The sequence below is a fragment of the Blautia sp. MSJ-36 genome, from assembly GCF_018917985.1.
Taxonomy (GTDB): Bacteria; Bacillota; Clostridia; order Lachnospirales; family Lachnospiraceae; genus Blautia_A.
Genome location: NZ_JAHLPQ010000001.1, coordinates 81,672 through 102,817 on the forward strand (window position 1 = coordinate 81,672; position 21,146 = coordinate 102,817).

Genomic DNA, 21,146 nt, shown 5'->3' on the forward strand with positions numbered 1-21,146 from the left:
ACAACACCGTGTCATTAATGAGAAGAATTTTCAAAAGTGTGTTAAAAAAAACACAAGAAATTACTGGAAATGACTTGTAGAAATAAGAATATCGTGTTATGATGGTTCAAGAAATCGAGCTAATACACTTCTTAATTGCGGAGGAAGAGTGTTTTACCTCTTTTATTTGAGCACTTTTAAGAAAAATTCTCAAGTAAGTGTTAGTCAGGTTTCCTTTTTTTATGTATATATTGTTAAAAAATAAACAATATTTAGATAAAAAAGATGCATTTAAACCGTCAGATTTTAGACTAAGAAAGGATAATGAAAAGTATGAAGTACAGTTATTATCCGGGTTGCACCCTGAGAACAAAGGCCAAAGATCTGGATGAGTATGCCAGAGCCAGTGCCGCAGCCCTTGGGTTTGAGCTTGAGGAGATCGAGGACTGGCAGTGTTGTGGTGGTGTTTATCCGCTTGGCACAGACGAGATCGCAACAAAGCTTTCTTCCGTCCGTGCGTTAAACCAGGCAAAAGAAAAAGGCCAGGATCTGGTGACGATCTGTTCAGCCTGTCATCATGTGATCAAGCGTGTCAATGATGATATGAAAAATGTGGAAGATATCCGGACCAGAGCCAACAATTATATGCAGTTGGAAGCTCCCTATGAAGGAGAGACAACCGTTCTCCATTATCTGGAGGTTCTCCGGGACAGAGTCGGTTTTGATAAACTGAAAGAAAAAGTAGTAAATCCTTTTACCGGAAAGAAGATCGGAGCCTATTACGGATGTCTGCTTCTGAGACCTGGAAAGATCATGGTATTTGATGATCCGGAAAATCCAAGGATCATGGAGGATTTTATCCGTGCCCTTGGCGCTGAGCCTGTGATCTATCCTTACAGAAATGAATGCTGTGGAGGATATATATCCCTGAAAGAAAAAGAAATGTCACAGAATATGTGTGAAAAGATCGAAGAAAGTGCAGCCGGATTTGGCGCAGATATGCTGATCACTGCCTGTCCACTGTGCAAATATAATCTGAATAAAAATGCCGGAAACAGACTGCCGGTTTACTATTTTACAGAGCTTCTGGCAGAAGCCCTTGGCGTCAAAGAGGAGGTGGCAAAATGAGAGATAACCATTCTGCTGCGGAAAAAATAAAGGAGATCAGTGGAACCAATCCTTTAAAATGCATGAAATGCGGCAAATGTTCCGCAACCTGCCCTTCTTTTGACGAGATGGATATCAAACCTCATCAGTTTGTATCCTATGTGATCAATGAAAATATCGAAGCACTTGTAAATTCAGCATCCCTTTGGAAATGCCTTTCCTGTTTTGCCTGTGTGGAGCGCTGTCCGAGAGACGTAAAACCCGGAAAGATCATTGACGGGGCAAGACAGCTTGTTGTCCGGGAAAAAGGTGGCAACTATCTTTCACCAGATGAGATCCCGGAACTTCTTGATCCGGATCTTCCTCAGCAGCTGCTGGTAAGTGCATTCAGAAGATACAGGAGGTGAGAACGTGCAGAGAATCGGTGTATTTGTCTGTCATTGCGGAAGTAATATTGCCGCTACGGTAGACGTAAAAAAAGTTGTGGAAGTCATAGCGAAAGAGCCGGGTGTTGTTCACGCCGAGGATTACCAGTATATGTGTTCCGAGGCAGGTCAGTCCAGGATTCAGGAAGCCATCCGTGAAAAAAATCTCACAGGTGTGGTTGTCTGTTCCTGTTCCCCGCGTATGCATGAGGCAACTTTCCGCAAAGCAGCGGAAAAAGCAGGCCTGAATCCATACATGGTGGAGATCGCAAACATCCGTGAGCACTGTTCCTGGATCCACAAGGATATGCAGGAAGCTACAGAAAAAGCAGTGATCCTTGCAAGGGCAGCAGTAGCAAAAGTAAATTTAAATACTCCCCTTCAGCCGGGAGAAAGCCGCGTTACAAAGAGAGCACTGATCATCGGAGGCGGTATCGCCGGAATCCAGACAGCCCTTGATATTGCTGATGCAGGCTATGAAGTTGATATCGTGGAAAAAACGCCAAGTATCGGCGGAAGAATGTCACAGCTTGACAAAACCTTCCCTACTTTGGACTGTTCCGCATGTATCCTTACCCCGAAAATGGTGGAGGCTGCAGCCCACGAAAAGATCAATATCTATACATACAGTGAGGTGGAAAAGGTTTCCGGTTTCGTAGGAGATTTCACCGTTGATATCCGCAAAAAAGCACGCAGTGTCAACATGGACAAATGTACAGGCTGCGGTGTCTGTCAGGAGAAATGTCCGTCCAAAAAAATCCCTAACGAATTCAACAGAGGCCTGAACAACCGGACAGCCATCTACACGCCGTTTGCCCAGGCCATCCCAAATGTTCCGGTAATCGACCGGGAGCATTGCCTGAAATTCAAGACCGGTAAATGCGGTGTCTGTTCCAAGGTATGTCAGGCAGGAGCTGTTGATTATGATCAGCAGGACGAGATCGTGACACAGAAATACGGAGCTATCGTAGTGGCAACAGGATTTGATACCATCAAACTCGACCGGTATGATGAATACGCATACAGCCAGAGTAAAGACGTGATCACTTCCCTGGAACTGGAGCGTATCATGAATGCTGCAGGACCTACAAAAGGACATCTTGAGCGCCTTTCCGATGGAAAAGCACCGAAAGAGATCGTATTTATCCAGTGTGTGGGAAGCCGTTGTGCGGATGACCGCGGAAAGCCATACTGTTCCAAGATCTGCTGTATGTACACAGCAAAACATGCCATGCTGATCCGTGATAAATATCCGGATACCAATGTGACGGTATTTTATATTGATGTCCGTACACCAGGTAAAAACTTTGATGAGTTTTACAGAAGAGCAGTTGAGCAGTATAGCGTAAACTACATCAAAGGTCAGTTAGGAAAAGTAATTCCGCAGCCGGATGGAACACTTCTTGTTCAGGGCTCGGATCTTCTTGATAATAAGCAGATCTTCAAGAAAGCAGATATGGTAGTTCTTGCAACAGCCATTGAGCCGAATCCGGATGTACGTAAGATTGCTACTATGCTTACTGCAAGTATTGACACCAACAATTTCCTCACAGAAGCCCATGCAAAACTTCGTCCTGTAGAATCACCCACAGCAGGAATCTTCCTTTCTGGTGTATGTCAGGGACCAAAGGATATCCCGGAGACTGTTGCTCAGGCAGGAGCTGCGGCTGTAAAAGCCATCGGCCTTCTTGCAAAGAACAAGCTGACCACCAATCCATGTACGGCAAAATCCGACGAGCTTCTCTGCAACGGATGTTCTACCTGTGCAAATGTGTGTCCGTACGGAGCGATTTCCTATGAGGAGAAAGAGGTCAACGATCATGGTATCCGTGAGACAAGAAGAATTGCAGTTGTCAATACAGCACTTTGTCAGGGCTGCGGTGCCTGCACAGTAGCCTGCCCGTCAGGAGCCATGGATCTTCAGGGCTTCTCCAACAGACAGATTATCGCGGAGGTGGATGCAATATGTCGATAGAAACAAAGGAAGAATTCAGACCAAAGATCGTGGCGTTCTGCTGTAACTGGTGCAGCTACGCCGGAGCGGACCTTGCAGGAAGCAGCCGTTTAAGCTATCCGGCGGATGTAAAGATCATCCGTGTTCCCTGTTCCTGCCGTGTCAATCCCATGTTCATCCTCCGGGCTTTTGAAAAAGGCGCCGATGGTGTAATCATGTGCGGATGCCATCCGGGGGACTGCCATTACAGCACCGGAAATTATTACGCAAGAAGACGTATGACACTTCTTTTCTCCATGCTGGATTACATTGGCGTGGAAAACGGAAGAACACGTGTAGAATGGGTATCTGCCGCAGAAGGTGTAAAATTTTCACAGACGATGAACGAGTTTGTTGAGAAGATCTATTCCCTTGGCAAAAACGTGAGATTGGAGGATATAAGATGCAGGAGCTGATAAAACGTGCAGAAGAACTGCTTGCAGATGGCACGGTAGAGAGGGTTCTTGGATGGAAAGCCGGAGATCTTGCCTTTAATCCGGAACCGGCCTATTTTGAGACACCGGAATCTCTGAAGGATTTTGTTTATGACGGATTCTGCGGAGCCAATTTAAGTAAATATATGATCGAAGCTTCCAAACTGGAAGGAAAAACTCTGGTCTGTCTGAAACCGTGTGATACATACAGCTTTAACCAGCTTTTGAAAGAGCATCGTGTAGACAGAGAAAAAGCCTATATCGTAGGTGTTGGCTGTAAAGGAAAGCTGGATATTGAAAAGATCCGCAAAATGGGGATCAAGGGTATCCGGGGAATTTCCGGAGCAGAGATTACCGGAGATGCAGAGACATTGACTGTGGATACTGTTTACGGAGAAAAAACCTGTGCATACAAAGATGCCATGCTGGAACGCTGCCATGTATGTAAAGGAAAAGAGCATAAAATTTACGATGAACTGATCGGTGAGTCAAAGGAGACAAAGGACGCTGACCGTTTCGCAGAAGTTGAGCGGATCGAGGCGATGAGTCCGGAAGAAAAATTCGCATTCTGGCAGAGCGAGCTGAGTAAATGTATCCGCTGTAATGCCTGCCGTAATGTATGTCCGGCCTGCAGCTGCCGCAAATGCGTTTTTGACAGCAACAAGTTCGATAGCGCCCAGAAGGCAAATGTGGATTCCTTTGAGGAAAAAATGTTCCATGTGATCCGTGCCTTCCATGTAGCCGGAAGATGTACGGACTGTGGCGAGTGCAGCAGAGTCTGCCCGCAGGGAATTCCCCTTCATCTGTTTAACCGTAAGTTTATCAAGGATATTGATGCGTTTTACGGTGAGTACCAGGCTGGTGAGGATGCGGAGTCAAAGGGTCCGCTTACCAGCTTTACCTTTGATGATGTAGAGCCAGGGATCGTGGCAGAAAGGGGATAATGTATGTATAAGATCGCAGTAGAAAATCTGCCGGCATTATTCCGGAAAATTGCCGCAGACCAGGAATTATATTTACCGGTAAAGGTAAGTGAGCAGGTGAACTTCAAGGCATGGAGCGAGGATGCTGAAGTTTCTCTTGAAACACTGAAAACCGTGAAATCACCGAAGGATGCTTTCTTTCCGCAGAGTGAAAATCTCTATACCTGTAAAAAAGATGGGAAAAATATCAGCATTGAGCCTCAGGCACTGAAAGACCAGAATTTTGTCGTATTCGGAATGAGAGCCTGTGATGTGCAGGGCGTGAAAGTTCTCGACAATGTGTTCCTTGGGGATCCGGTGGATACTTTTTACCAGGCAAGAAGAGAACACGGAACTATCGTAGCGCTTGCCTGTCATGAACCGGAGGAAAGCTGCTTCTGTAAAGTATTTGGTATTGATGCTGCAGATCCGACTGCAGATGTTGCAGCATGGATCATCGAAGGAGAGATCTACTGGAAGCCTCTGACAGAAAAGGGAAATACCCTGACAGAGTCCGTGAAGGAGCTTTTTGCCGAAGGCGATGAGGCAAAAGTGGAAGAGGAAAAGAAGGCCATCCGTGATATCATCGAACTTCTCCCGTATACACATCTTTCACTGGAAGGATGGGCGCAGGAAGAATACATGGACCGTTTCAATTCTCCTGTATGGGAGAAACTGTACAAGCCTTGTCTTGCCTGCGGAACCTGTACCTTCGTATGTCCGACCTGTCAGTGCTATGACATTAAGGATTACGACACAGGGCACGGTGTTCACCGTTACCGCTGCTGGGATTCCTGCATGTACTCTGATTTTACCATGATGGCTCACGGAAACAACCGTACCAGCCAGATGCAGAGATTCCGTCAGAGATTTATGCATAAGCTTGTTTATTATCCGTTAAATAATGACGGTATGTTCTCCTGTGTTGGCTGTGGCCGCTGTGTGGAGAAATGTCCGGAATCTTTAAATATCGTAAAAGTCATCAAGGCCTTTGAAAAACAGGGAGGTGAAAAGAATGAGTGAATGTACCTGTCATAAGAATTATACACTGGATACGCTGATCCCCAAGGTTGGCGTGATCACAGATATCCGTCAGGAGACACCGGATGTAAAAACCTTCCGTGTGGAAGCTCCGGAGGGTGGAAAGCTTTTCGAGCATATGCCAGGACAGTGTGCCATGGTCTGTGCACCAGGCGTCAGTGAAGGTATGTTTTCCATTACTTCTTCTCCGACTGTAAAGGATTATCAGGAATTCAGCATCAAAAAATGCGGATCTCTTACTGATCATCTCCACAGCCTTCAGGTTGGAGATGAGATCGCAGTCCGCGGACCATACGGAAATCATTTTCCGGTGGAAGATAAGTTAAAGGGAAAAAATCTCCTGTTCATCGCAGGTGGAATCGGTCTGGCACCTCTTCGTTCCGTGATCAATTATGTGCTGGATAACCGTGAGGATTACGGAACAGTAGATATTCTCTATGGTTCCCGTTCCGCAGATGATCTGGTGCAGCTTAAGGAAATCCAGGAAGTATGGATGAAAACAGAAGGTGTAAATGTATATCTTACCATTGACCGCGAGCAGGAAGGCTGGGACGGTCATGTGGGATTTGTTCCGAATTATCTGAAGGAGATTGGTTTTGATACCAATAAGACCGCTCTGGTCTGCGGCCCGCCGATCATGATCAAATTCGTTCTGGCAGGACTGGAAGAGCTGGGCTTCTCCAGAGATCAGGTATACACCACACTGGAGCTTCGTATGAAATGCGGTGTGGGAAAATGCGGCCGCTGCAACATCGGAGACAAATACGTCTGCAAAGACGGCCCGGTATTCCGATGTGATGAGATTGATGAATTACCTAATGAGTACTAAGTTATAGATTGCACCTTAAGAAACTTTCAAATATATGCGCTGGTTATAGCCAGCACACAGCCATGTGGAACAGCCATCTCGCTAAGCTGCCCATTTTAGGAGCGGTTTTAGCGGCGCTGAAATCCAGTACTTACGAAGACTTAGGAGTGAAGGCTCTCCTGAACTCCTTAGTCGCAGTTAGTACTTAGTTCAGCAGAGCGTTGCGACGGGCACGTGTGAGATGGCTGTTCCACATGGCGTACGATTTGAATAAAAGAAAGGACACCAACATGGAAAATAATAAGGTAAACGTATATTTTTTCGGTAAAAAATACAGCGTTCCCGGTGATCTGACCATTATGACAGCTATGGAATATGCCGGTTATACATTAAAAAGAGGATGCGGCTGCAGACACGGATTCTGCGGTGCCTGCGCGACCATCTACAGGATCAAGGGACAGAATGAGCTGAAAACCTGTCTCGCCTGTCAGACACAGGTGCAGGAGGGAATGTATGTGGCAAGTATCCCGTTCTTCCCTACAGACAAGAGACTTTATAATATAGAAGACCTCAAGCCAAACCAGCAGGTAATGATGGAACTCTATCCGGAGATCTACAGCTGTATCGGATGCAACGCCTGTACAAAAGCATGTACTCAGGACTTAAATGTCATGCAGTATATCGCATACGCACAGAGAGGCGAACTCGAAAAATGTGCAGAAGAATCTTTTGACTGCGTAAGCTGCGGCTGCTGTTCCGTAAGATGTCCGGCAGGAATTTCCCATCCGATGGTAGGCCTTCTGGCAAGACGTCTCACAGGTAAATACATCGCACCAAAAAGTGAGCATCTGGAGAAACGTGTGGAAGAGATCCACGAAGGTAAATTTGATGACATGATCGAACAGATCATGCAGAAACCCATCACAGAGATGCAGGAACTTTACAACAACAGAGAAATTGAAAAGTAGGAGGGCGAAAAACATGTATGCACCATATCCAGAAAATATGATGGAATCCATCAAAAAGGTAGAGGCTACAAGAGCAGAGCGTATGGCAACAGAGCCAAGACGTCTGAGTGCAGATGAAAAAGATGCTCTTCTTAAAAAATTCCATCCGGATTATAACCCGGACGCATTTGCAGAGATCAAAGTAGGCCCGAACAAAGGACAGAAAGCACCGCTGGAACTGACAAAAATGCTCCATTCAGAAAGCCGCCTGCTCAACGAAAAAATCGATCTTACAAAAATCGATTACGATGTAGATGTACTTGTGATCGGTGGTGGCGGTGCAGGATCTTCCTGCGCCATCGAGGCACATAATGCAGGTGCCAATGTCATGATCGTTACAAAACTCCGCATCGGCGATGCCAACACCATGATGGCAGAAGGCGGAATCCAGGCAGCAGATAAAGAAAACGATTCTCCGGTACAGCATTATCTGGACTGCTTTGGCGGCGGACATTTTGCTGCAAAACCGGAGCTGGTAAAAAGACTGGTAATGGAAGCACCGGATGCGATCAAATGGCTCAACGACCTTGGAGTTGAGTTTGATAAGGCAGAAGACGGAACAATGGTTACCACACATGGCGGTGGTACTTCCAGAAAGAGAATGCATGCGGCAAAAGATTATTCCGGATCAGAGATCATGCGTACTATCCGTGATGAAGTCTTAAATCTTAAGATCCCGGTAGTGGAATTTACTTCCGCTGTAGAACTTCTGAAAGATGAAAAAGGCCAGGTTGCAGGTGCAGTTCTTCTCAACATGGAAACCGGAGATTATTCTGTTGCAAGAGCAAAAACAGTTGTCATTGCAACCGGTGGTGCAGGAAGAATGCATTACCAGGGATTCCCAACATCCAACCACTACGGCGCAACCGCAGATGGACTTGTACTTGGATACAGAGCAGGAGCTTCCCTTCTTTATCAGGATTCCATCCAGTATCATCCGACAGGAGCCATCTATCCGTCACAGATCCTTGGTGCCCTGGTAACAGAGAAGGTTCGTTCCGTTGGTGCACAGCTTGTAAATGCAAACGGAGAAGCTTATATTCATCCGCTGGAAACCCGTGACGTAAATGCTTCCGGTGTTATCCGCGAGTGTGAGGAAGGTCGTGGTGTGGAAGTTCCGGGCGGACGAAAAGGCGTATGGCTGGATACCCCGATGATCGAGATCCTTGGCGGTGAGGGAACCATCGAAAAGAGAATCCCGGCCATGTTCCGTATGTACATGAACTACGGTATTGATATGAGAAAAGTACCGATCGTGATCTACCCGACCCTTCATTACCAGAACGGCGGACTTGAGATCAACGGAGACGGCTTTACAAAAGAAATCCCGAACCTTCTGGTTGCAGGAGAGGCAGCAGGCGGAATCCACGGAAGAAACCGACTGATGGGAAATTCTCTTCTTGACGTGATCGTATTCGGACGAAATGCAGGTAAAAAAGCGGCTGCCAAATGCAAAGAGGTAGAGCTTGGAACCATGAATCTGGATCATATCAAAAAATATGAAGAGGAACTGAAAAACGCAGGAATCGACACAGGAGAAGTATCTCCTATGCTTTTGCCAAAATATGCTCGTCACGAGCGCTGAAAATGTGCTATTATAGTAAAAAACATATGAGATAAGCGAAAGGGGTCTATTATGAGAGAAATCGAAGTAAGCAGACTTACAGATGTCATCGAAAAACTCTGTATCGAAGCCAATGAGCATCTTCCGGAAGATGTGAAGGATGCCATCAAAACTTGTCGTGCCTGCGAGGACGGCGAGATCGCAAAGGGCATTCTTGACAACATCATTGAGAATTTTGATATTGCGGACAGTGAGAATGTTCCAATCTGTCAGGATACAGGAATGGCATGTGTATTCCTGGAAATCGGTCAGGATGTCCATTTCACAGGCGGAGATCTGAATGAGGCTGTCAATGAAGGTGTACGCCGCGGATACGACAAAGGTTACCTCAGAAAATCCGTTGTCAAAGATCCTGTCCGCCGTGGAAATACAGGCGACAATACACCGGCAATGATCTACACAGAGATCGTTCCCGGAGATCAGGTGAAAGTTACTGTAGGACCAAAAGGCTTCGGAAGCGAGAACATGAGCCAGATCCGTATGTTCAAACCATCCGCAGGTCTTCAGGGAATCAAGGATTTCATTCTTGAGGTTGTGGAGACAGCAGGCCCGAACCCATGTCCGCCCATGGTAGTTGGCGTTGGTATCGGAGGAACTTTTGACAAATGTGCTCTTCTTGCAAAGAAAGCGCTGATGCGTCCTCTGAATACAGAGAACCCGGATCCTTACTATGCAGATCTTGAGAAAGAGATGCTGGAGAAGATCAACAAGCTTGGTATCGGACCTCAGGGCTTTGGCGGAAAGACCACAGCTATCGGTCTGAACATTGAGACTATGCCTACTCATATCGCAGGTATGCCATGTGCAGTTAACATCAACTGCCATGTAACACGTCATAAAACGGAGGTGCTTTAATATGGAAAGAAGAAAGATCACACTGCCTCTGACAAGAGAGCTGGCAAGAACTCTCCATGCAGGCGACCAGGTTTTACTGACAGGAACCATTTATACATCCCGTGACGCAGGTCACAAGAGAATGTGCGAGGCCCTTGCAAAAGGAGAAAAGATTCCTTTTGACCCTACAGACGCTACCATTTACTATGTAGGTCCGACTCCTGCAAAGCCAGGTGAAGTCATCGGCTCCGCAGGCCCTACAACCAGCGGCCGTATGGATGCCTATGCACCGACCATGATGTCCGTAGGCGCCAGAGGAATGATCGGAAAAGGTGCCCGCCTTCCGGAAGTCGTAGAAGCCATGAAAAAATATGACGGCGTATATTTCGGAGCCATCGGCGGAGCGGGTGCACTTCTTGCAAAATGCATCAAAAAAGCAGAGCTTATCGCTTACGAAGACCTGGGCGCAGAAGCACTCCGCAAGCTTTATGTGGAAGACATGCCGCTTGTAGTCATTATTGACAGCGAGGGAAATAACCTCTATGAAGAGGGACGTGCAGAGTACCTGAAAGATCACGCAGAATAATCTTTTGCTCTACAATATGATGTTGTGATATATTTCAAAAAGGAATAAAAGGATAAAAGTCCGACAGTAAATGCTGAAGATCCGTGCAGAAGCATTTATTGTTGGGCTTTTTAATTTAACCGAAACTGCTTCGGATGTAAAAGTGTAATTTGATTTCAAAATTGGAAATGGCTGAGCTAAAAACAAGAGATACTTTGCAGAGCGGGGAATTTTACCCAGATTTACGATAAATTTAACCATAAATACGGTTGACATACCCGGCCGGGGACGTTATAATGGCCGGGTTGAAAAAAATATTTTAAGAAAAAAGGCAGGTGAACAGAATGGACAGTTGTGATTCTCATGGGCGAAGTTGTAGCTCTCGGAATGGAAGATGGAAGGCGCAGAGAGGGACGGGATTGTTCCATTCTGTTTTAATAGTGTCATAATATACATTTTTTCATTCTTCTCATTCTGAGAATTCATACAGTAAAACGGACGTATATTATTTCTTTCCGTTTTACATTCAAATCCCAAGGAAACACAATCGAAGATCAAACAGCACATAGACATGCTTTAACATGTCTGTTTTTGGTGTGCGGATTTTGTGCGAAACTATGTGAGGAGGATGAGAAAATGACAAAGAGAAATCAGGATTTTTCAAAAGATATTCTGAGCCTGATCCGAAGCAGTGTTTCTCCGGCAGTTTTAAGTGAAAGGCTGCAGGATTTCCACGAAAACGATCTGGCGGAAGTATTAAGAGAATTAAGCACTGCGGAGCGCAGCAGACTATACCGTATCCTGGAAAGCAGTATGCTGGCAGATGTTTTTGAATATCTGGAGGAAGAAGAAACTGTACAATATCTGGAAGAGATGGATGTAAAAAAAGCGGCAGCCATTCTTTCCAAAATGGAAACCGATGCCCTGGCAGATGTTTTAAAGCAGATCGATAAAGAAAAACGCAAGCTTCTGATCCAGCTTCTGGATGAACAGGTGCGGAAAGATATTGAAATGATCCGCTCCTTTGATGAGGATGAGATCGGAAGCAGAATGACAACGAATTGCATTGTGATCCGTGAAAACCTGACCGTAAAGCAGGCCATGAGTGAGCTGGTTTCCCAGGCGGCAGATAATGATAATATTTCTACGATCTTTGCAGTGACGGACAGAGGGGAGTTTTATGGAGCTCTAGATCTGAAGGACCTGATCACAGCAAGACAGGACCATCCTATGGAAGAGCTGATCGTAACTTCCTATCCATATGTGTATGGTACTGAGCAGATCGACGACTGTATGGAACGGCTGAAGGATTATTCTGAAGATTCTATTCCTGTATTGGACGATGACAATCGTTTCCTTGGAGTGATCACATCCGCAGGGATCATCGATCTGGTAGACGATGAGATGGGAGAGGATTATGCAAAGTTGGCTGGTCTGACTGCAGAGGAAGATCTGAAAGAACCTCTTTTTGAGAGCATGAAAAAAAGAATGCCCTGGCTGATCGTTCTTCTGGGCCTTGGTATGGTGGTATCTTCTGTTGTGGGAATATTTGAAAAAGTAGTTACCTGTCTGCCAATCATCATGTGCTTCCAGTCTCTGATCCTGGATATGGCAGGAAATGTTGGAACCCAGTCCCTGGCTGTAACCATCCGTGTACTGATGGATGAGACACTGACGGGCAGACAGAAAGCAGAGCTTGTGCTGAAGGAAATGCGGATCGGTCTTTGCAACGGTGGTCTGCTCGGAATTCTGTCTTTTGTACTGATCGGATTGTATATTTTCTTATTTAAAGGAAAAACACTCGTATTTGCCTATGCGGTATCCGGCTGTATCGGATTATCCCTGCTGGTGGCCATGCTGGTATCCAGTGCAGTGGGAACCTGCATACCGCTGTTTTTCAAAAAGGTTAGTGTGGATCCGGCAGTAGCCTCAGGTCCGCTGATCACTACGGTGAACGATCTTGTAGCCGTGATAACATACTATGGAATGAGCTGGATCTTCCTGATCGAGATGTTCCACCTGGCTGGCTGAGAGGAAAATGCAGCTATGTTCATAAAAACAGACAGATATCAGAAATCTGTCGGATAACAGAAAAATTACCGATACAAAAAAATTCCGGATCGAAAGATTCGGGATTTTTCTTTACATACAAACAGAAAGCTACTATAATGAGAGATACGCTTTGCCCGTTTAAAACGTTGCAGAAATAAATACAAACAACGGGCAGAAAAAGAGAACAAAACGATCACATGGGGTGATTGGGGAAAGGAAACAGTAACATGATAGTAACAATGATTGAAAAGGTCTATACATTTCTGTGGGGAGATCTGATAACGATCCCGCTTCCGGGAGGAAGTACGCTGGGGATCTCGCTTCTGATCCTGCTTCTGATTCCGACCGGTATTTATTTTACCATCCGGACAAAGCTTCTGCCGATCCGTCTTTTTCCGGATATGGTACGAGCCCTGTCAGAAAAGAAAAGTGACAAAAATAATCTTTCAGCATTTCAGACGCTGATCGTATCTACAGCTACCCGTGTGGGAATGGGAAACCTGGTCGGTGTGGTAGCTGCGATCTCGGCAGGAGGTGCAGGAGCGGTATTCTGGATGTGGATCACGGCGCTGATCGGTTCCTCCACTGCTTTTATCGAAGCAACCCTGGCACAGCTCTATAAAGAAAAGGATCCTCTTTATGGTGGCTACAGGGGCGGTCCTGCCTACTATATCCACCGTTACTGGGAAGAAAAACAGGGCAGAAAACGAAAAAAGGTTCTGCTTTCCATTCTGTTTGCCATTTCCGGCCTGATCTGCTGGTGTGGGATCAGTCAGGTTATCAGCAATTCCGTCACGGCGTCTTTCAAAAATGCTTTTGATATTCCGCCGCTGTATACTACCATCGTGCTGGTAGTGATCGCAGCTGTGATCGTGCTTCGGAAGAATGCAACGGTTAAAGTTCTGGATCTTCTGGTGCCGGTAATGGCAGTGCTTTATTTTGTGATTACGCTGTTTATTATATTTACAAATCTTGGAAGTATGCCGGGAGTATTTAAACGGATCTTTGAAGAAGCTTTCGGATTTCGTCAGGCTGTTGCCGGCGGATTTGGCGTCGTGCTGATGAACGGAGTAAAAAGAGGCCTTTTTTCCAATGAGGCGGGAAGCGGCTCCGCTCCCTGTGCAGCAGCGGCAGCAGAATGTGACAGTCCGGTAAAAGCCGGATTTGTCCAGGCCCTGGGTGTATTTGTGGATACGATCGTGATCTGCAGCTGTACAGCTATGATTATGCTTCTGGTCCCGGAAGATCTGGTCCAGGGACTTGCCGGAATGGAACTTCTTCAGACAGCCATGCATTATCACCTGGGACAGTTTGGAGTGATCTTTATTGCGGCAACGCTTTTTATGTTCAGCTTTTCCACATTCCTGGGAATCCTGTTTTATGCAAGAGGCAATGTGGCCTATCTTTTCGGTGACAACTGGGCATCCCAGACAGGATATAAAGTACTGGCCCTTGTGATGCTGTTTATCGGTGGAATCGCAGCCTATACATTTGTGTGGGATCTGGGAGATGTGGGAATTGGTCTGATGACGATCTTTAATATTTTCATGTTATATCCTCTTGGGGAAAAAGCACTGAAAGAACTGAAGATTTACGAAGCAGAGAAAAAGAAAAAATAAAACAGATAAAAAGTCCGGCGGACTGTGACAGAAAAATGTCATGGTCCGCCAGAAAACTGTTTACAGACCCGGAAACTATATGGTAATATATCAAAGTAAAGCGATAAAAGAATAAAGAGTTCTGATGGCTATGCATATATACGTTGTGTATATGTAATGTGGATAAGACATAGATCAGGCTCTGTGAAATACCAGCGATCAGCTGGATGAAGAGGAGGATATGAAAATGTATATTACATGTCTGGACGTAGAAGGTGTACTGGTACCGGAGATCTGGATCGCATTTGCAGAGGCAAGCGGAATCCCGGAGCTTAAGAGAACAACCCGTGATGAGCCGGATTACGATAAACTGATGAACTGGCGACTTGGCATCCTGAAAGAGCATGGCCTTGGTCTGAAAGAGATCCAGGAGACCATCGCAAAGATCGATCCTCTCCCGGGAGCAAAGGAATTCCTGGATGAGCTGAGATCTTTTTCCCAGGTGATCCTGATCAGTGATACTTTTACACAGTTTGCAACTCCCCTGATGGAGAAACTTGGCCGTCCCACACTTTTCTGTAACACTCTGGAAGTGGCAGAGAACGGAGAGATCACAGGATTTAAGATGCGCTGTGAGAAATCCAAACTGACTACTGTAAAGGCACTGCAGTCCATGGGATTTGAGACCATCGCAAGCGGAGATTCCTACAACGACCTCGGAATGATCCAGGCAAGCAAGGCAGGCTTCCTTTTCCGCAGTACCGAGCAGATCCAGGCAGACCATCCGGAAATCCCGGCTTATGAAGAGTACGATGAGCTCCTTGCAGCGATCAAAGAAGCAATGAAATAACAGTTATAATCAAAAACAGGCAAAGAATCGACAACAGGCAAAATAATGTCGATTTTGTGCCTGTTTTTTTTGCTTTTTATATCAGAGAAGTGTGTAATTGTATAAAATAGGTTCATTTTTGAAAAATCAATAAAAAGCGAAAAAGGGGCGGAGCAAAAGCTGTATGAGAAGAGTACTGGAATACACGGAGAACAATCTGATCTATATGATTGTGCTGCTGGGGGTTATGATCCTTGCAGCAGTTTTCTGGAATCTTTACAGAAAAGAAAAACGGGCGGCAAAAAGAGCAAGAGAAGAGCTGAAAGGCGGGGAGAAATTTTACAGTTCTTTTGGCAGTAATCAGAAAACTGCATATGTCTTTGTAAGTGAAAAGGGTAGAAAGGTATTGTATGTAACGCCAAATCTGGAACTGATAACAGGAATAAGGCCGGAAGATCTGAAAACAGATACAGAACTTATGACTGGTCTGATTGTAAGAAGAGAAGCTAGAATAATTGGCAGGAATCTGGAAACATGGGATAAAGAAGAGGAATTTTCCAGTGAGGTGAATTATCACAGAAATGGTGAGAAAGAACTGCACCGTGGAAAAATAACGATTATTTACTGTAAGGAGGAGTCGGGATATCTTCTGATTCTTTCTGATATTACGGAGGAATATGAACATCGCCGGGAAATGGAACAGAAACTTCTGGCTGCACAGAAAGAAAGCCAGTCCAAGACAGATTTCCTCTCCCAGATGTCACATGAGATCCGTACACCGATGAATGGAATCCTTGGCATGTTAAGTCTTCTGAAGGCACACTTAAACCAGCCGGCAGCTGCAGAAGAATATCTTAAAAAGACAGAGAACCTGTCGCATTTTCTTCTGACACTGATCAATGATATTCTGGATATGTCCCGAATTGAAAGTGGAAAAGTTCAGCTGGAAGAGGTCCCGTTTTCACTGGAACAGCTGGCTGAGAAGCTGGATTCCATGTTCCGCAGTACGGCTGAGGCCAAGGGAATTCACTGGAAAATAGAGATGCAGGATTTTGATGTAAAATATGTAATTGGTGATGAGATGCGTCTCAGCCAGGTTATCATTAATTTTATTTCCAATGCCAACAAATTCACACCACCGGGAGGAACGGTACAGGTACTGTTCCGTCAGATGGACCGGATTGGAAACGATCTTCATTTTATGATCCGTGTCAGTGATACGGGAAAAGGAATTAAGGAAGATTTCCTCAGCAAGATTTTCCGGCCATTTGAGCAGGAAGATGCTTCCACAGCACATAACTATGGAGGAAGTGGTTTGGGAATGGCCATTGCGGACAGTATGGTACGCCTGATGAATGGACAGATCCTTGTGGAAAGTGAAGAAGGAAAAGGAACGGAGTTCAGTGTATATTTATCCCTTCCTGTATCTGAAACACAGGATGAGAAGGAAACACCAATACAGAATGTGACAGAAGAAGATCCGGCAATGCTCCGTGCAATAGAAGCATTTACATTAAAAGGAATCCGTATTCTTCTTGCGGAAGATAACGATATCAATGCAGAAATTGCCATGGAGATTCTTGCCATGGAAGGAGCCATTCTTACAAGAGCCTGTGATGGTGAAGAAGTTGTACAGATGTTTAAGGAAAGCCAGTCATATTCTTTCGATGTAATCCTTATGGATATTCAGATGCCGAAACTGGATGGATGGGAAGCAACAAAAGTAATCCGCAGAATGAACAGAGAAGATATCGATATTCCGATTCTGGCCATGTCAGCCAACGCTTTTGTGGAGGATCGGAGAAAGTCACAGGAATCAGGTATGAATGGCCATATCAGCAAGCCGGTGGACTACGATGAAGTTCGCAGAATCATCGGGGAACAGCTCTGGGCAGTAAGGAGCCATTAAATGAAAAAGATAACAAAAAAGAAAACACTGACAGCAGTGACCGGAGCCACCGTGATCGGAGTTGCAGCAGCAGCGCTGGTAAACGGATCAAAACTGGAATCTGTATTTAATCCCGGAAAATTTGAAAAATTTGAAAATAATTATAAATCTGAAGAATATGATTACGTATCCGGTGATGGAGAAAAGACAGATATATCTGGTGACAACACACAAAAAAAAGAAAAAAACAAAGGGGATAATCTGCAGGTACTTCAGCTGCAGAAACAGGACAATGGAAAACTGAACGATCCCTCCAGTTTTGGAATTGCGGATAATGGGACGGTTCCGGAAGAAAGTGACAATGCAGATGCACAGGAAAATGCGGGAAACGGTATTGAACTTTCACAGACGGACAATACCGGAAACGGGGATACCATACTCCAGAATAATGGAAACGGATCCGGAGGAAACAGCGGATCAGGTTCAGGAACCGGTAATGGAAATGGACAGAACGGAAATGGTGGCAGCAATGGCAATCAGGGTGGAACTACCATAACGCCATCTCCATCCAACGATGATCCGGTGCCAACATCTGCACCGACTCCAACGGGCAGTCCATCCAACCCAACTCCAAGTCCGACTCCGGCAGTGATAACACCTGCACAGCCGACACCGGTGCCAACATCTGTACCCGAAACCCCGACGCCAACTCCGACTCCGAATCCTTGGACCGATGACAGAGACTCCGTGACAACGGAAGACGGAGAGCTGATTGCCCTGAATGCGGAGATATCCAGAGAATACTATACATTTGGAGAAACCTATCAGGCAGAAGACGGAACCGTTACTGCCACATTCAGGCAGAAGGACGGAACAACAAAAGAGAAAATCCTTTCCTATGGTGGTTCAGGCGGATATTCGGTAACTCTTTCCACCGTAAAAGCAGGAAGACAGATTGCGGTATTTACTTACAGGGGAATGTCAGCGAGAGCCTATTACACAGTTCTGAAATGTAATGTTGCTCTTAACTATATGGTAAAATATTCCGAGGATGACAAAATCTATTCCATGAGTTTTCCGGGAGAGATCGTGAAAAATAAGCAAGTTTGAAAGAAGCGTTTCAGAGTGAAGATGCCAGAAATCTCAGCGCAAACTATTCGAACACGGTTTTTCTTGAGAGCAGTGACGGGTACCTTACAACAATGCTTCAGGGATTTTGCTGGACAACTTCCAATACGCTGATGGATACGGAACGGGCATATCTTTATTATCCCATGGGCAACTGGGAGTATCTTACCAGAGGCGTTGTTGATTATGTCAGTGAAGTTCCAGAAGGATATAAAATCCGCCGTGTAACGGAAAATGAAGGAACGGAAGAATATCAGGCAGATCAGGTTCTGGAGAAATATACGGGAACGGATGCTGCGTTGACAGTTCCAATGGGAGTTACTAGGGTTGAGTTAAATGAGATGAACCAGTCTGTGACAACGTTTGAGATCTCTCAGGGAGTACAGGATATCAATATTCTTTCTGTTGAAAATAATCTTCCGAATCTTCAGGAATATAAAGTGGCAGAGGGCGATGAACTGCATGCGGATTTCAGCATTTCTGATGGAATTCTGTACAGCAGAGACGGAAAGACTTTGCTGTCGGTTCCGGCAGGCAGAAAAAATGTGGAGATTCCGTCAACGGTTACAACGCTGGGTGAGAACTGTCTCAGTGGATTGTCAGAGGATGCAGTTGTAACCTTTAAAAGTGAGAAACCTCCGGTTCTTAAAGGAAAAACCGGATTTAAAGGGACAATCCAGGTGCCGTCTTCCAGTTATAATACCATCTGCAAAAATTATATGTTCCGATTCGGAGATGAATGCAGTAACCTCGTATTTGCAACCGAGGACGGACAGAAGGATCTCTATGAATTCAGCAGCAACGAACAGGTTCTGTTTGAAAAAGGCAGCGATGGAATTCTCGCTGCTGTGCCACAGAATACCCGTGGCGTATATACAGTTCCGGAAACTGTGAAGACAATCGGAGAGGGAGCCTTTGTGGGATGCAGTTCTCTTACAGACCTTATCATTGGAGAAAATGTAAAAAAACTGGAAGATAACAGTCTGGTTCTTTCAGGCCAGGTAGATTACGTTACGGTTAAGAACCCGGATCTGGTGATTTCCGGCCATATTTTCGGAACTCCGGAGACGGATAAGGTGAATCTGGATCTGAATATTTTTGTTCCGACTGAGTATTATGAAAAGATGCTGAAATTATGGAGCAGTATTCTGGAGCCGGTATATGGAGAGGGAACTGCAGAGAATTTACTTCAGACAGAAGAAGAAAATGGCTATCTCTATGAAGACGGAGCGAAATACCGGCAGATTACCACAGGTGGAAAAACAACATACCAGCTGCTTCGTGTTTACCAGTCCGACAAAACTGCCTTTCGGATTAAAGAGGGAACCACAGAGATCCGCGAAGGAGCATTTTCCGGATGTGAGGATCTTGAGATTCTTCTGGTGCCGGAAACTGTAAAAACAGCAGGAAAGAATTTCCTTTCTGACTGTAAAAGCCTGGAAATGGTTGCCTCTGAGAGCAGGACACTTTTTGCAGAGGAGACCTATGGTGCGGCGGCAGATGTGGAAATTCTGACAAAAGGAAAGGAATTTACAGATTTTGGCTGGGAAAACGGAATCCTGTATGGAAATACTGCTGATGGATGGACGCTTCTCAATGTGCCTACGGATTATACGGAAAATATAAAAATATGGAAAAAGACAACCGCTTTCTATAAAAATGCAATGAAAAACTGTAAACTTCCAAACGGATTTGTTCTGCAGGATGACCTTGCAATTCAGAAGATCGGAGATTCCTGTTTTGAAAACTGCGAGTCATCTATGTATGTCAACTTTACAGGATGTACGAATCTGACAGAAATCGGAGACAATGCATTTCGTAACTGTGTCAATATCCAGAAATTTATTTTTGAAGATTCTGTAAAGAAGATTGGAAAAGGTGCTTTTTATAACTGTACTATTATGGAGGAAATTACTGCACCAGGTGTTGTGGAGATTGGAGATGAAGCCTTTTATGGCTGTGGAAGCCTGATGGAGACCGATATTTTCACATCTGTGGAAGTACTTGGAGACAGTGCTTTCTACGGCTGTACCAACCTTACAGAGGTGGTTCTTTCGGAGACACTGAGCAGCATGGGAGAAAGCTGTTTTGAAAACTGTACCATACTGAAGCGGGTGGTCATTGGCGGAACTATCAACGGAATCAGCAGGTACTGCTTCTATGGATGCCGCACATTAAGTGAAGTTGTATTCCAGGATTCTCTGGCAAAAAGCAGCTCTATAAAAGGAATTGGTGTCCGTGCCTTTGGCAACTGTACCAGTCTTGAAAGACTGGATCTCAGCGCGCAGAGCGGACTGGAAGTGATGGGAGCAAGAACATTTGAAGGCTGTAAAAATCTGACAAATATCAAACTTCCTGAAAATCTGCAACAGATCCCGGATTACTGTTTTGAAGGCTGTGATGCTCTTTCTATTGTGCAGCTTGGTGGAGATGCAGTTGTAGAACTTGGTGACAGGGTCTTTGGTGAGAAAGATGAGTTGCCGCAGTTTCTCCATATCTGGGTGAAAAAAGAAATGCTTTCCCAGTATCAGGATGCATATCAGCCGGTTCTTGATCCGGTTTACGGGGAGGGAACAACAGAGACACTTCTTGGTGAGATCAATGAAAAACAGGAGTATATCAGAGGTATTCTTTTTGAAAATACAGAGGAAGGCCGTGTTCTGGTAAAAGCATCGGAAGAATTAAGCGGAGAGTATGTTCTTCCGGAAGATACCGTACGTGTTGCGGACGATGCATTTGCAGGCTGTGATAAGCTGACTGGTTTTGCCACTGCGGACGGAACTAATGTTGTACTGGGGAACCGCTGTTTTAAGGGATGTACCGGACTGCAGACCGTGAAACTGCTTGGAAATATTACCGAGTAGGGTGAAGA

17 protein-coding genes are annotated in these 21,146 nt (G+C 45.3%); all 17 read left to right on the top strand.

Going from position 1 to position 21,146, the window contains the following annotated elements:
- Positions 1 to 312 precede the first annotated feature (312 nt).
- The 17 genes from KQI39_RS00395 (at position 313) to KQI39_RS00475 (ending at position 21,138) form a co-directional block, all read left to right on the top strand.
- Positions 313 to 1,107, top strand: coding sequence for a CoB--CoM heterodisulfide reductase iron-sulfur subunit B family protein (locus KQI39_RS00395; protein WP_216415692.1), 795 nt, complete (start codon positions 313 to 315; stop codon positions 1,105 to 1,107).
- On the top strand, positions 1,104 to 1,493 hold the full coding sequence (locus KQI39_RS00400; RefSeq protein WP_118063559.1) for a 4Fe-4S dicluster domain-containing protein: 390 nt from the start codon (positions 1,104 to 1,106) through the stop codon (positions 1,491 to 1,493). Before KQI39_RS00395 ends, KQI39_RS00400 begins: the two co-directional genes overlap by 4 nt.
- 4 nt (positions 1,494 to 1,497) lie before the next feature.
- Positions 1,498 to 3,486, top strand: coding sequence for a 4Fe-4S binding protein (locus tag KQI39_RS00405; protein WP_216415694.1), 1,989 nt, complete (start codon positions 1,498 to 1,500; stop codon positions 3,484 to 3,486).
- The gene (locus KQI39_RS00410; RefSeq protein WP_216415696.1) at positions 3,477 to 3,920 is read left to right on the top strand and encodes a hydrogenase iron-sulfur subunit; all 444 of its coding nucleotides are present in this window, start codon (positions 3,477 to 3,479) and stop codon (positions 3,918 to 3,920) included. Before KQI39_RS00405 ends, KQI39_RS00410 begins: the two co-directional genes overlap by 10 nt.
- The gene (locus tag KQI39_RS00415; protein WP_216415699.1) at positions 3,908 to 4,882 is read left to right on the top strand and encodes a 4Fe-4S dicluster domain-containing protein; all 975 of its coding nucleotides are present in this window, start codon (positions 3,908 to 3,910) and stop codon (positions 4,880 to 4,882) included. The genes KQI39_RS00410 and KQI39_RS00415 overlap by 13 nt, the downstream gene beginning before the upstream one ends.
- 3 nt (positions 4,883 to 4,885) lie before the next feature.
- Positions 4,886 to 5,923, top strand: a complete 1,038-nt coding sequence (locus KQI39_RS00420) for a 4Fe-4S dicluster domain-containing protein (RefSeq protein ID WP_216415701.1) — start codon at positions 4,886 to 4,888, stop codon at positions 5,921 to 5,923.
- Positions 5,916 to 6,770 carry an FAD/NAD(P)-binding protein gene (locus KQI39_RS00425; protein ID WP_216415703.1) on the top strand — a complete coding sequence of 285 codons (855 nt, stop codon included), beginning with the start codon at positions 5,916 to 5,918 and terminating at the stop codon, positions 6,768 to 6,770. The genes KQI39_RS00420 and KQI39_RS00425 overlap by 8 nt, the downstream gene beginning before the upstream one ends.
- Before the next feature lie 269 nt (positions 6,771 to 7,039).
- Positions 7,040 to 7,717 carry a 2Fe-2S iron-sulfur cluster-binding protein gene (locus KQI39_RS00430; protein ID WP_216415705.1) on the top strand — a complete coding sequence of 226 codons (678 nt, stop codon included), beginning with the start codon at positions 7,040 to 7,042 and terminating at the stop codon, positions 7,715 to 7,717.
- 13 nt (positions 7,718 to 7,730) lie between these two features.
- Positions 7,731 to 9,341, top strand: a complete 1,611-nt coding sequence (locus tag KQI39_RS00435; protein ID WP_216415707.1) for an FAD-dependent oxidoreductase — start codon at positions 7,731 to 7,733, stop codon at positions 9,339 to 9,341.
- Between the two features lie 51 nt (positions 9,342 to 9,392).
- Positions 9,393 to 10,235: a fumarate hydratase gene (locus KQI39_RS00440; RefSeq protein ID WP_216415709.1), complete on the top strand. Its 843-nt coding sequence runs from the start codon at positions 9,393 to 9,395 to the stop codon at positions 10,233 to 10,235.
- 1 nt (position 10,236) lies between these two features.
- Complete coding sequence (locus KQI39_RS00445; RefSeq protein WP_173737229.1) at positions 10,237 to 10,800, top strand: Fe-S-containing hydro-lyase; 564 nt, start codon at positions 10,237 to 10,239, stop codon at positions 10,798 to 10,800.
- A 615-nt stretch (positions 10,801 to 11,415) separates the two neighbouring features.
- Complete coding sequence (gene mgtE, locus KQI39_RS00450) at positions 11,416 to 12,810, top strand: magnesium transporter (protein ID WP_216415710.1); 1,395 nt, start codon at positions 11,416 to 11,418, stop codon at positions 12,808 to 12,810.
- 248 nt (positions 12,811 to 13,058) lie between these two features.
- A complete protein-coding gene (locus KQI39_RS00455; protein WP_216415712.1) occupies positions 13,059 to 14,450 on the top strand; it encodes an alanine/glycine:cation symporter family protein in 1,392 nt (463 codons plus the stop codon).
- 226 nt (positions 14,451 to 14,676) lie between these two features.
- On the top strand, positions 14,677 to 15,279 hold the full coding sequence (gene thrH, locus KQI39_RS00460; protein ID WP_148446440.1) for a bifunctional phosphoserine phosphatase/homoserine phosphotransferase ThrH: 603 nt from the start codon (positions 14,677 to 14,679) through the stop codon (positions 15,277 to 15,279).
- A gap of 163 nt (positions 15,280 to 15,442) precedes the next feature.
- Positions 15,443 to 17,167 (top strand): ATP-binding protein, encoded by a 1,725-nt coding sequence (locus KQI39_RS00465; protein ID WP_216415714.1) that lies wholly within the window; start codon positions 15,443 to 15,445, stop codon positions 17,165 to 17,167.
- Positions 17,168 to 18,256: a hypothetical protein gene (locus tag KQI39_RS00470; RefSeq protein WP_216415715.1), complete on the top strand. Its 1,089-nt coding sequence runs from the start codon at positions 17,168 to 17,170 to the stop codon at positions 18,254 to 18,256.
- Complete coding sequence (locus KQI39_RS00475; protein WP_216415717.1) at positions 18,253 to 21,138, top strand: leucine-rich repeat domain-containing protein; 2,886 nt, start codon at positions 18,253 to 18,255, stop codon at positions 21,136 to 21,138. Before KQI39_RS00470 ends, KQI39_RS00475 begins: the two co-directional genes overlap by 4 nt.
- The last annotated feature ends 8 nt before the right edge of the window (positions 21,139 to 21,146 follow it).

Bases quoted from the DNA above. Each gene is read 5' to 3' on its own strand.
- KQI39_RS00440 (WP_216415709.1), top strand. From the start codon at position 9,393: ATGAGAGAAATCGAAGTAAGCAGACTTACAGATGTCATCGAAAAACTC.
- KQI39_RS00395 (WP_216415692.1), top strand. From the start codon at position 313: ATGAAGTACAGTTATTATCCGGGTTGCACCCTGAGAACAAAGGCCAAA.
- KQI39_RS00465 (WP_216415714.1), top strand. From the start codon at position 15,443: ATGAGAAGAGTACTGGAATACACGGAGAACAATCTGATCTATATGATT.
- KQI39_RS00445 (WP_173737229.1), top strand. From the start codon at position 10,237: ATGGAAAGAAGAAAGATCACACTGCCTCTGACAAGAGAGCTGGCAAGA.
- KQI39_RS00425 (WP_216415703.1), top strand. From the start codon at position 5,916: ATGAGTGAATGTACCTGTCATAAGAATTATACACTGGATACGCTGATC.
- KQI39_RS00430 (WP_216415705.1), top strand. From the start codon at position 7,040: ATGGAAAATAATAAGGTAAACGTATATTTTTTCGGTAAAAAATACAGC.
- KQI39_RS00415 (WP_216415699.1), top strand. From the start codon at position 3,908: ATGCAGGAGCTGATAAAACGTGCAGAAGAACTGCTTGCAGATGGCACG.
- KQI39_RS00400 (WP_118063559.1), top strand. From the start codon at position 1,104: ATGAGAGATAACCATTCTGCTGCGGAAAAAATAAAGGAGATCAGTGGA.
- KQI39_RS00410 (WP_216415696.1), top strand. From the start codon at position 3,477: ATGTCGATAGAAACAAAGGAAGAATTCAGACCAAAGATCGTGGCGTTC.
- mgtE (WP_216415710.1), top strand. From the start codon at position 11,416: ATGACAAAGAGAAATCAGGATTTTTCAAAAGATATTCTGAGCCTGATC.
- KQI39_RS00435 (WP_216415707.1), top strand. From the start codon at position 7,731: ATGTATGCACCATATCCAGAAAATATGATGGAATCCATCAAAAAGGTA.
- KQI39_RS00455 (WP_216415712.1), top strand. From the start codon at position 13,059: ATGATAGTAACAATGATTGAAAAGGTCTATACATTTCTGTGGGGAGAT.
- thrH (WP_148446440.1), top strand. From the start codon at position 14,677: ATGTATATTACATGTCTGGACGTAGAAGGTGTACTGGTACCGGAGATC.
- KQI39_RS00470 (WP_216415715.1), top strand. From the start codon at position 17,168: ATGAAAAAGATAACAAAAAAGAAAACACTGACAGCAGTGACCGGAGCC.
- KQI39_RS00420 (WP_216415701.1), top strand. From the start codon at position 4,886: ATGTATAAGATCGCAGTAGAAAATCTGCCGGCATTATTCCGGAAAATT.